The sequence below is a fragment of the Streptococcus suis genome (assembly GCF_002960445.1).
Taxonomy (GTDB): domain Bacteria; phylum Bacillota; class Bacilli; order Lactobacillales; family Streptococcaceae; genus Streptococcus; species Streptococcus hyiners.
On record NZ_POJD01000452.1, the window covers coordinates 1 to 384 of the forward strand.

A 384-nucleotide genomic window follows, 5' to 3' on the forward strand; every position below is an offset into this window, starting at 1 on the left:
AATTCACCCAAGTGTTGAGCAAGAAACTTCTTACTTGATTACAGAAGCAGTTCGTGGCGAAGGTGCTATCCTTGTCAACTCAAAAGGTGAGCGTTTTGTTAACGAATTGGAAACTCGTGATAAAGTTTCTGCGGCTATCAATAGTTTGGATCCAAACTATGCTTATGTTATCTTTGATGATGCCTTGAAAGATCGTGTGAAGGCTATTGCTCAATATGAAGAAAAAGGTCTTGTAAAAACGGGTGCTACTCTTGCAGATTTGGCTAAAGAAATTGGTGTACCTGCGGATGCTCTTCAAACAACACTTGATACTTGGAACAAGGCTGTGGCAGACAAAAATGATGCGGCATTTGGTCGTACATCAGGTATGGACCATGCTTTGAA

1 protein-coding gene is annotated in these 384 nt (G+C 40.9%); it reads left to right on the forward strand.

Annotation, left to right across the window (positions count from 1 at the left end; translation table 11 throughout):
* Positions 1 to 384, forward strand: a 384-nt coding sequence (locus C1G53_RS12490) for an FAD-binding protein (protein ID WP_153046738.1), incomplete at both ends; no start/stop codon positions are given.